Source organism: Thermodesulfobacteriota bacterium, assembly GCA_040756475.1.
Classification (GTDB): Bacteria; Desulfobacterota; Deferrisomatia; order Deferrisomatales; family JACRMM01; genus JBFLZB01.
The window spans coordinates 1-7723 of record JBFLZB010000209.1 but is presented as its reverse complement, the minus strand read 5'-3'; the positions used below and the strand labels follow the sequence as shown (position 1 = coordinate 7723).

The 7723-nt window shown below is 71.3% G+C and carries 6 protein-coding genes and 1 riboswitch; of the genes, 1 reads left to right on the top strand and 5 read right to left on the bottom strand.

The window, feature by feature from the left end:
- Positions 1-167: 167 nt before the first annotated feature.
- The 4 genes from AB1578_20350 to AB1578_20335 all read right to left on the bottom strand — a co-directional run bounded on the left by AB1578_20350 (position 168) and on the right by AB1578_20335 (position 3666).
- A complete protein-coding gene (locus tag AB1578_20350) occupies positions 168-1082 on the bottom strand; it encodes a sirohydrochlorin cobaltochelatase (protein MEW6490246.1) in 915 nt (304 codons plus the stop codon).
- Complete coding sequence (locus tag AB1578_20345) at positions 1079-1342, bottom strand: hypothetical protein (protein ID MEW6490245.1); 264 nt, start codon at positions 1340-1342, stop codon at positions 1079-1081. Before AB1578_20345 ends, AB1578_20350 begins: the two co-directional genes overlap by 4 nt.
- Positions 1343-1483: 141 nt before the next feature.
- A riboswitch (cobalamin riboswitch) is annotated at positions 1484-1664 on the bottom strand.
- Positions 1665-2049: 385 nt separating this feature from the next.
- A complete protein-coding gene (locus tag AB1578_20340; GenBank protein ID MEW6490244.1) occupies positions 2050-3153 on the bottom strand; it encodes an ATP-dependent 6-phosphofructokinase in 1104 nt (367 codons plus the stop codon).
- A gap of 93 nt (positions 3154-3246) precedes the next feature.
- Positions 3247-3666, bottom strand: coding sequence for a hypothetical protein (locus tag AB1578_20335; GenBank protein ID MEW6490243.1), 420 nt, complete (start codon positions 3664-3666; stop codon positions 3247-3249).
- A gap of 199 nt (positions 3667-3865) precedes the next feature.
- Between AB1578_20335 and AB1578_20330 the strand changes: the two genes are divergently transcribed.
- Positions 3866-5248 (top strand): UTP--glucose-1-phosphate uridylyltransferase, encoded by a 1383-nt coding sequence (locus AB1578_20330; protein ID MEW6490242.1) that lies wholly within the window; start codon positions 3866-3868, stop codon positions 5246-5248.
- On the opposite strand, the gene AB1578_20325 is transcribed toward AB1578_20330, so the two are convergent.
- Positions 5237-7405 carry an HD domain-containing phosphohydrolase gene (locus AB1578_20325; protein MEW6490241.1) on the bottom strand — a complete coding sequence of 723 codons (2169 nt, stop codon included), beginning with the start codon at positions 7403-7405 and terminating at the stop codon, positions 5237-5239. The two genes, AB1578_20330 and AB1578_20325, sit on opposite strands and share 12 nt — an antisense overlap.
- Positions 7406-7723 lie beyond the last annotated feature (318 nt).

Here is a 7723-nt window from a genome sequence, read left to right as displayed (position 1 = left end):
TTCGGGGTGGGCCCGAGGGCGGGCGCACGCTGTGCGCCCCTACGGGTGAAACGGCCGTATTCGCGAGCTCTCAGCCGCTATGCGAACCCACACAGATCGGAACAGAGCCAGAAAAAACCGGGGGAGGACGCTGCCTCCCCCGGGACGAAAGGCCGCTCTTGCGGGGGCTACAGGCGCGCCAGGGCCCGGCGCAGGGAGTCGAGGAAGAGGTCGTTGACCTCGGGGTGGAAGCCCAGGCCCTTGTAGAGGGTCTGGCCCTGGTGCTCCACGGTGGTGGCTTCGGCGGTCTTGCCCGCGGCCTCCACCACCTTCTTCCAACTCTCCCCCTCGCCCATGACGTCGCGCATGAGGTGCTCGCCCCCCACGTACATGAAGGGCAGAAAGCGCACCCGGGAGCCCGGGCAGGCGGCGGCAGAGCCGAGGGCGTCCTCCGCGGCGAAGATGCCCTCCACGACGCCGAGGAAGGCGTTGGGGTGGGCGCGGGGCAGGTGCCGCTCGAGCCCCAAGTAGGCGATGTTCGCCGGCGAGGCGGTGAGCGGGGTGCCGTGGGAGACGAGCACGTTGCACCCCTCCTCGGGGGGGAGGAAGTCCCGGGCAACGGCCTCGACCACGTGGCGCACGTTCTCCCAGCGGTGGAGAAGGGTGTCTCCGATCTCCACCCGCAGCCCCGGGAAGCGCGACGCGATGGACACTACCTCGTCGTACTCCTGCCCCGGGAAGATGTGCAGCGGCTGCACCGCGGCTTTGGTGTAGCCGGCGGCTTCCAGGTCCGCGAGGGCCTGCTGCAGGCTCGGGAGGAAGTCCGTTCGCTCCTCGGTCCGGCGCCGCTCGTTCACCCGCTCGCGGATGACCTCGGAGGTGAAGGCCCAGCGGATCTCGAGCTCGGGGAGGGCTTCCCGGAGGCGGGCCTCGAAGACGCCGTAGGTGGCCTCAGCGGCGGTGCTGGTGCCGAAAGCGGCGATGACGACGGCGGGCCGGTCTTGCAGGGTGCGGGTGAGGAGCTGGGAGCCTTGGGCCCGTGCAGAAAGCGGGGCGGAGAATACTGCCAGGGCCAGGGCGAGAAGCGCGGCGAGGGCTCTCATGGGCGGCCCTGGAGGCGCAGCCGGGCCGCGCCGAGCTCGAGGCGCCCGGCTGCGTAGCGGGCACTGGCGGCGTCGATGCGGCCCGCACCCCGCACCGCGAGCCGAAGTTGCGCCTCCTGGGGCGAGTCGTAGCCGGGCAGGGGTGCCGCCACCTCGGTCCACTCGGGGTCGAGGCCCGCCTCGGCCAGGGCGCCTTCCTCGTCCCAGTGGGCGGGAAGGGCGCGGGCGTCGGCCAGGTACAGGACGGTTGCGTGCTGCATGGGACGTCTCCTCTCGCAGTGCAGCCGCTTCCGGGGCGCGGGGGGAAGGTCGAAGCGCGCAAAAAAGCCCGCACATAGGTGCGGGCTTCCCGTGTTCGAAGCGCCTCGAGGTCCCACCCTCCCTTGGGCCCGGGGAGGCTGCGGTGGGGTGTCCGGCCCGGCAGGTCTTCTGGCTCGCGAATCGTCCTCGGGGTCGCCTTCCCGGCCTCGCGGCCAGTGGCACCGTGACCCCTCGTCCTCGCTCACAGCGGCGGGTCCGCGGGGGCCTTGCACCCCACTTCCCTTTTCAGCCCTCGCGGGCACCGGCGGACGGAAACTATTGAGTTGTGATTGGTACGTATGCCAGAGGGCGCCGGGCGGTGTCAAGCGCGGGCGTGAGCCGCGATCCACCGCCTGGGTGGTAAGCGGGGTCCGGGAGCCCCTGCGCTTCGCCCCGCAATCCGCGGCAATTGGAGGAGGGGTCCCTCGCGGAACCGGTGTGCCCGGCCTCACCGGTTTCCATGGACTGGGGCGGATCAGTCGATGCGGTACGGGACTACGCTCCGGGGCTCCCGAACCCCGCCCCTAGATTAGGTGGTGGGTTCTGGTGAGACGTGACGGGTGACGGGTGACGGGGGTGGCGGGGTTTCCTGACGGGGCCGTCCTTGGGGTCCTTGCGGTCCCTTGGGTCCCTTCCCGTCCGAGTGGCCGCGGTCTCCCCCGGGGTCTCACAGTCTTCGTTCGTCCCCGAACACCACCCCCACGCTGCGCGCCACGGCGACGCGCTCGCCTTCCGGGTCTACGGTCTTGAGGCGGGCTACGGCGTCGGCCAGGGGCACCCGCACGATGCGGTCCCCCTGGAGGGCGGGCATGGTTCCCCAGGCGCCGTCCACCGCGGCCCGGAGGGCGGCCACCCCGAAGCGGGTCCCCAGGATGCGGTCCAGGGGGGTGGGGGAGCCGCCCCGCTGGAGGTGCCCCAGCACCACGTAGCGCACCTCGAAGGGCAGGAGGTTCTCGAGCTCCCCCGCCACCACCGAGCCGATGCCACCCAGGCGCACGGGCTCGTGGCTTCCCTCCACGAGCTTTCGGACCACCGAGCCGCCCCCGGGGCTGGGGGTGCCTTCGGCGACCACCACCAGGGAGGAGCGCCGCCCGCGGCGAGTGCGGCGCAGGATGCTCTCCCGCAGGCTCTCGTAGTGGAAGGGGATCTCGGGGATGAGGATGACGTCTCCGCCCCCGGCGATCCCCGCCTCCAGGGCGATCCAGCCGGCGTTTCGGCCCATGACTTCGAGCACCAGGATCCGGTGATGGGACGCGGCGGTGGTGTGCAGTCGGTCGAGGGCTTCGGTGGCGATGGCGCGGGCGGAGTCGAACCCGAAGGTTACGTCGGTCTCCGAGAGGTCGTTGTCGATCGTCTTCGGAACGCCGATGACCGGCACCCCCTTGCGGGCGAAGCGGTCGGCGATGGAGAGGGTGCCGTCGCCCCCCAGGGTGATGAGGGCATCGACCCCGTGGCGCTCCAGGGTCTCGGCGGCGCGGTCCGAGTGGTCCTCGTGGCGGACGCCGTCGGGTCCGTGGATCGGGACGCGGAAGGGGTTGTCCCGGTTGGAGGCCCCCAGAATGGTGCCCCCCTGGGTGAGGATGTTGGAGACGTCGTCGAAGCTGAGCTCGCAGCGGCGGTCCTCCAGCAGGCCTGCAAACCCGTCGAGGAAGCCCGTGACGCGAAGGCCGTGATCCAGGATGGCGGACTTCACCACCGCCCGGATGACGGCGTTCAAGCCGGGGCAGTCGCCCCCGCCCGTGAGGATGCCGACGTGGCGCACCAATGGCATGGAGGGGTCACTCCTCAAGGACATCCGGGGGTTTTCCCGGTCCCGGACGCAGTGGCGCCGGCCGCGGGCCGGGGTTGCCCTTCCCTGTGCCCCTCAGGCTTCTCGCCAGAAGAGGCACCGGAAGGAGTCGGCGTCGGGTCTTCCCTGCGTCACCCGCAGGGCCCACAGGTGGCTCGGATCCGCCTGGGCCAGCTCCCGCGACCAGGTGGCCGCCAGAAGGCGAAGGGGGCGGGTCATGGGGCAGGGGGCCACGATCCATACCAGGATCCGCTCTGCGGCACGGTGGTAGAGCATGCCCTTGACGCCGGGGTAGGCGGTCACGCGGCACGCGAGCCCCCACAGGAGGTCTCCCAGGGCGGTCTCCGCGGGCTCCACCACCAAGGGCAGCACGCGAACCTCCCCGCTCCCGCTGCGGCAGGGGGGGGGAACCTCCAGGGCCTGTGCGCCCCGCCGCTTCAGGGCCGTGCGCTGGCGGCGCCGGCGATAGGTCTCCCACGACGGTCGGTATCCCATGGGAGGCAGGGTACCCCCATGGGAGGGAAGCACAAGCGGGAAGGAGGCCTCTGCTTGACGGAAGAGGATCGGCCCGGTAGAAGCAGGAAGCCTGCAACTCCCGGCGACTCCTCCGTTCCTCTGACGAAGAGAAGGGGCGAGGGGCCCCCCGGGGAATGCCACTTTTACTTCGCAAGCTGCGGTGCAACGAGGTGGGCATATGGGCGTCGAGGCAGCCCTGGCTAGGTTTCGAGAGTGGTTTCGGGCGGACGGCGCACCGCAGGCCGCGGTGCACGCCTTCGAGCAGATGTATCGCGCGTACCGGGGTGGGGTCACGGGCAAGGTGGCGTGGGCCCAGATCGAAGCCGTGGGGGTCGAAACCCTGGTGGGGGCGGACGCCTACGAGGCGAGCCTTTGCCGGGAGGCGGGGGAGGCCTGCCTGGATCGGCTGGTGTGGATCGTGCTCAACGGGGGCCTGGGGACCTCGATGCGCATGGACCGGGCCAAGAGCCTGGTGCCGGTGAAGGGGGCCTACACCTTCCTCGACCTCATCGCCCGCTACGTGCTTCGCCGGCGGCAGGGCGCAGGCGCGCCCTTTCCGGTGCTCTTCATGCACTCCTTCCACACCCGGGAGGAATCCCTGGCGGCCCTGGCCCCTTACGGCCTGGCGCTGGGCGCCGGCCGCGGCGAGGGACTGCCCCTGGACTTCGTGCAGCACCGCTTTCCCCGGATCCGAGAGGCGGACGGCCTGCCCCTGGGCGACCCGAAGGACCCGGAGGCGTGGGCCCCCCCGGGCCACGGCAACCTCTACCTGGCCCTGCACGCGGGTGGGCTCCTGGAGCGCCTCCTGGAGCGGGGCATCCGGTGGGCGTTCGTGTCCAACGCGGACAACCTGGGGGCGGCGCCCCACGCCGGCATCCTGGGCCACCTCGCCCGGAATGGGGCGGCGTTTGCCCTGGAGGTCACCCCGCGGACGCAGGCCGACGTGAAGGGCGGCACCCTGGTACGCCGGGGCGGTCGGCTGGAGCTGTTGGAGCTCGCCCAGGTGCCGGAGGAGCACGGGGCGCACTTCCAGGATCCGGAGCGCTTCCCGGTGTTTAACACCAACAACGTGTGGGTGAACCTGGAGGCGCTGCGCGACCTGCTGCGGCAGGGCGGGCCCGCGCTGCCCCTGATCGTGAACCGCAAGACGGTGGGTGGGGTCGGGGTGGCCCAGTTGGAGACCGCGATGGGGGCCGCGGTTGGGAGCTTCGGGGCTGCGGCGGGCGTGCTGGTGTCGCGCGGCCGCTTTGCGCCGGTGAAGACCACCGACGACCTCCTGGTGCGGCGCAGCGACGTGTACCGGGAGGGTTCGGCCTCCCCCCTGGAGCCCGACCCGCGCCGGGACCCCGCCCTGGGGCCTCCGCTCGTGCGCCTGGACCCTCGCTACTACGGCTCGGTGGCCGACCTGGATGTGCGCATCCCCCAGCCCCTGGGGCTCCTGTCCGCCCGCTCCCTCGAGGTGAGCGGCGACGTGGGGTTCGGGCAGGGGGTGTCGGTGGTGGGCGACGTACGCCTGGAAGGGCCCCGGCAGATCCCCGACCACACCGTGCTACGCGGCTGACGCCGCCTCCCGAGGCGAACCCACCACCCCGATCAGGGCCTCCACGACTCTCGGGTCGAAGAGGGTGTCGCGATGGTCGTCCAGGTAGGCGGCCGCCTGGTTCGGGGGTATCGCCGGCCGGTAGGGCCGGGTCGAGGTCAGGGCCTGGTACACCTCGGCCACGGCGAGGATCTTGGCCGAGAGGGGGATTTCCTCGCCGGCCTTGTGCAGATAGCCGGTTCCGTCCACCCGCTCGTGGTGATACAGAATCGCGTCCCGGTCGATGCCCTGGACGGGCAGCCCCTCCAGGAACTTCCAGCTCAGAAGGGGGTGGCGCTGGGTGAGTGCCCGCTCCCGCGGGCTCAGGGAACGGGCCTCGGCGAGCACGCCGGTGCGGTAGCTCACCTTGCCCAGGTCGTGGAGCCGGCCGCTCACCCAGAGCCGCTCCGCCTCCGGCGCACCGAGCCCCAGCCGCAGGGCGGTGGCCCGAGCCAGGTCCGCCACGTGTGCCGAGTGGCCCTCCATCCCCGGGATCTGGCTCTCCATCAGGTCCACCAGCGAGAAGAGGCTTTGCCGCAGGAACTCCTCTCGCACCCCACCGAAGGACCGGGCAGCCTCCAGGTATCCCGACAGGAACTCGGCCACGGGCGCAAAGCGGTCCACGTCGGCCTGGGTAAAGGGGGCTCCGTCGAAGCGATTGCTGAAGTGGATCACGCCCAGAAGCTCGCCCTCCCGCAGCAGGGGGTAGGAGAAGAAGGAATCTCCCCGATAGCTGGCCCCCTCGTTCCAGGGCAGGTCCTGGGCCTCGGTTCGCGACTGCACCAGGAGCGGGCGGCGGTGCTGGGCCACCCAGGCCGAGATCGTGCGCCGGCTCAGGGGAACGCGGCTGGTGCGCACCACCTCGTCCTGCCCGTTGAATCCCACCGCGAGTTGGATCACCAGGTCGTCGCCCTCCCGAACCATCACCGAGACCCGGTCCGCCGGCACGGCGTCCAGGGCCAGGCGGGTGAAGAGCCGCAGGAGGGCGGGCACCTCCAGGGTGGCCTCCCGCAGCAGGCCGGTGCGGCCCGGATCGAGGATTTCCTCGGAGCGGGTCTCGGGGGGGGGGGAGGGGAACTGGAAGTAGTGGCGGCCCGGGAGGGACTTGGCCCTCTCGAGTCCGTGGAGGGCCGCCTCCAGGGTCGCCTCCGCCGTGACGGCGTCGTCGGGATAGGCGACGCCACACAGGTGGAAGGTCACCCCCCTGTCGGGTGCCTCGGTGCCGGCGTCCGCCGCTTCTTCCAGTCCCTCGAAGATGCGTTGGGCGACGACCCCGAGGCTTGCCTTGGGCGTGCGGGGCAGGATGGCGGCGAACACCTCGTCCTGGTAGCGGGCCAGGGTGTCGCTCTTTCGGCAGACCCTCCCGAGGGTCCTGGCCGCCTCTTCGAGGAGCGCCTGCGCTGCGGCGTGGCCCTCCCGGGTGCGAAACGCCTCCCAGCCGCCGATCTGGAGCAGGAGCAGGGATACGGCCTCGGTATTGCGGCGTGCCCGGTCCACCTCGCGCTCCAGTTGCTGTTCCAGGTAGCGGCGGTTGAAGAGCCCCGTGGGCCGGTCCAGGTAGGCGATCTCCCGCCGCTTGCCGCTCTCCCCCAGGCTGTCGAAGACGCCCTCGAAGGCCAGCGCGAAGACCCCGGCCAGATGGGCGTCTTCGGTGCGGAACGGGGGCTGGCCCTCCCGGACCAGCTGGAGCACGCCGTGCACCCGGTCGGCGGCATAGACGGGGATGGAGAGCAGGCTGGTGCAGCGCCCTTCGGCCATGGCGACGACGAGCGCGGGAGGCAAGGGCTGCTCCGGTCCCAGGAGAAAGGGGCGTCCCCACTCCCGGGGCTCCTCGGGGAGGAACCGGTCCCAGTGGGCCGAAAGCGGGAGCTCGGGGCCGAACCCCCGGCTCTCCACCGGCTCCAGGGGCGCAACGGGGTCGTCGTGCCACAGGAGCAGGGCCCGATCGAACGAGACGAGGTCGCCGCCCAGGTCGAGGAACAGCCGGAAGGCACTTGCCACATCCCCGACGGCTCGGCCGAGCAGCTGCACCTGGAACAAGAGGCTCATCTTGTCCGCGCAGGAACGGGCGAGTTCGGGGGTCACCTGGGCCGGGAGCTTGAGAAATGCGGTTTCGGGCAGGGGCGCGCGCATGGGCATGGGAAGGCCTCGAGAAGGGGGGCTGCCTGAAGCTGAGCAAAGAACATGCCAGACCTGGGCCGCGGGAGCGCTTCCCGTCGAATGCTGGAAAGTAGGCGATTCTCCACCGGTGACCGGGAGGGCCGTATCCCTTTCGGGGTCAAGGTGGGAAAATATTTTCCATCTTGCGGCAGGGTTTGAGCCTGGAGGAAGGCACGCGGGCGTTTGCCCGGGTCCTGGGGCAGGGCGGGTAGCCGCAAGGATTTTTCGTCGGCTGGTGAGACGGCAAACGGGGCGCCCTAGGGGCGCCCCGGTTGCCCTCCCGGGAGGTGGCGGGCG

Bases quoted from the DNA above. Each gene is read 5' to 3' on its own strand.
- AB1578_20340 (MEW6490244.1), bottom strand. From the start codon at position 3,153: ATGCCATTGGTGCGCCACGTCGGCATCCTCACGGGCGGGGGCGACTGC.
- AB1578_20325 (MEW6490241.1), bottom strand. From the start codon at position 7,405: ATGCCCATGCGCGCGCCCCTGCCCGAAACCGCATTTCTCAAGCTCCCG.
- AB1578_20350 (MEW6490246.1), bottom strand. From the start codon at position 1,082: ATGAGAGCCCTCGCCGCGCTTCTCGCCCTGGCCCTGGCAGTATTCTCC.
- AB1578_20345 (MEW6490245.1), bottom strand. From the start codon at position 1,342: ATGCAGCACGCAACCGTCCTGTACCTGGCCGACGCCCGCGCCCTTCCC.
- AB1578_20335 (MEW6490243.1), bottom strand. From the start codon at position 3,666: ATGGGATACCGACCGTCGTGGGAGACCTATCGCCGGCGCCGCCAGCGC.
- AB1578_20330 (MEW6490242.1), top strand. From the start codon at position 3,866: ATGGGCGTCGAGGCAGCCCTGGCTAGGTTTCGAGAGTGGTTTCGGGCG.